This window comes from Parafrankia sp. Ea1.12, assembly GCF_900465275.1.
Lineage (GTDB): Bacteria > Actinomycetota > Actinomycetes > Frankiales > Frankiaceae > Parafrankia > Parafrankia soli.
Genome location: NZ_UBIZ01000247.1, coordinates 1 through 1,806 on the forward strand (window position 1 = coordinate 1; position 1,806 = coordinate 1,806).

3 protein-coding genes and 1 pseudogene are annotated in these 1,806 nt (G+C 67.3%); 1 reads left to right on the plus strand and 3 read right to left on the minus strand.

From position 1 onward, the window contains the following. Nucleotides 1-187, plus strand: a pseudogene (locus tag FMEAI12_RS10350) (IS5/IS1182 family transposase); the annotation flags it as partial. Nucleotides 188-206: 19 nt separating this feature from the next. Here the strand turns inward: FMEAI12_RS10350 and FMEAI12_RS10355 are convergent. From FMEAI12_RS10355 to FMEAI12_RS36570, 3 genes are all read right to left on the minus strand, one after another. Beyond that, complete coding sequence (locus FMEAI12_RS10355) at nt 207-1,274, minus strand: integrase core domain-containing protein (RefSeq protein ID WP_112105842.1); 1,068 nt, start codon at nt 1,272-1,274, stop codon at nt 207-209. After that, on the minus strand, nt 1,250-1,594 hold the full coding sequence (locus FMEAI12_RS37990; RefSeq protein WP_255565678.1) for a transposase: 345 nt from the start codon (nt 1,592-1,594) through the stop codon (nt 1,250-1,252). The genes FMEAI12_RS10355 and FMEAI12_RS37990 overlap by 25 nt, the downstream gene beginning before the upstream one ends. A gap of 9 nt (nt 1,595-1,603) precedes the next feature. Beyond that, nucleotides 1,604-1,806 (minus strand): hypothetical protein (locus FMEAI12_RS36570; RefSeq protein ID WP_160144254.1); only part of this gene is annotated, 203 nt, incomplete at its 5' end.

Here is a 1,806-nt window from a genome sequence, read left to right on the forward strand (position 1 = left end):
CGGAGGCCGCCCGGTCAGCCACGACGCCACGCTCTACAAAGACCGCAACACCGTGGAGCGCGGCATCAACAAGATCAAGGAATGGCGGGGTCTGGCCACCCGCTACGACAAGACACCCGAAAGCTACGCCGCAGGACTCCACCTGCGCGGATCCATCCTCTGGCTACGCACCCTGCCAACCCCATGATCCGAACTTGGAACAGACCCTAGGCGGCTCGTTCGTATTCGTTGATCAGGCCGCCGAGGACAGGCTGGCGCTTGATCCGTTCCCTGGCCAGGTCGGCGACGGGATGGTCGGGCCGTGGTGGTTGAAGGTCGCGGCCGCGGTGGGGTCGCCGTCCGTTGTAGTGCCGTGCGTACTCGGCCAGGACAGCGCGCAGATGCCGCTCACCGAAGATCAGCATCCGGTCGGTGACCTCGGCCCGGACCGTGCGGACGAACCGTTCCGCGTAGGCATTCGCCCGCGGAGTCCGGGGTGGGATCGTGACCGCGTCGATACCGGCATCGGCGAGGATTGCGTCGAACGACGCGGTGAACTGCCCGGCCCGGTCACGGACCAGGAACCGGAAGTCGGCAGCCCGGTCACCGAGATCCATCAGAAGGTTCCGGGCTTGTTGGGTGGTCCACGGGCCGTCCGGGTGGGCGGTGACCCCGAGGACGTGGACGGAGCGGGAGCCGACCTCGATGACAAAGAAGCAGTACAGACGCCGCAACGTCACCGCGCAATCCACGTGGAAAAAGTCCACCGCCAGCATCGTCGACGCCTGCGTGCGCAGGAACTGCCGCCACGTCGCGTCGGTCTGCCGTTGCGGAGCCGGGGGCAGCCCCAAAGACTTCAGGACCCGGCGGATCGTGGAGGCGCTCACCCGGTGGCCGAGCTTGAGGACCTCGCCCTGGATCCGCGGGTAGCCCCACGTCGGGTTCTCGGTCGCGAGCCGCTCAATCAGCGTGGCGATCTCCGAGCTGATCGGTGGCCGTCCGGTCCGCTGCGGGTGGGTCCATTTCCGTGTGACCAGGCGGCGGTGCCACCGCAGAACGGTGCCAGGCGTGACCAGCCGGTGCACTCGCAGCGCCCTGGGCAGGAGTCGGATCAGGGCGGCGAGCACCGCCCGGTCCACCCAGTCCCACCGGGGCTTGGGCTGGGTACGGCGCAGCACCGCAACCTCATGCCGCAGCACCAGCAACTCGATGTCCTTCGACGCCGACGAACGACCGAGGAGAACCAGCCAGCCACACACCCGCACGAAGATCAGATACAGCAGGCGCACGGACACAACTGACCATCATGCCGCCAGCTCTGCATCGTCGCATCACCCCAGGTCACAGGCCCAAGCCGACTTCTGGCACCCCACAGGGCAAGCCGGGTCTTGGGTAGTCCGGTGTAGCGGCAGCGGCGGATCCCGGTGACGGCAACTGATTGATGGATGGTGCTCTCGACGCCGGCGCGGGTTGCGTAGCGCTGTTTCCACCCGTCGGTGTTCTGTTTGGCGCGGGCCTGCTCGACCGCTTCGTGGATGTCGCGGGGACGTAGCATCAACTGGCGGCCGTTCCGGGTGGCTCGTGTGCATTGTGAACGGACGGGACATGGCTCAATGGCGCTGCTTTAAGGTGATCGTGGCCGGTCGAGGCAGTGGAGTTCGATGCGTCGGCTGACGTTGACCACGCTGGGTTCGCCGGGCCGGCGGGCGGGGAAGTCACCGGCCTTCTTGGTTCTGCGCGGGCTGGCGCGGTCGGGGCGGTCGCGAACGAACGTCGCGGGTCGCAGGATCTTGAGGAGGAAGGTGGCCAGCGCCAGGTCAAGCTGGT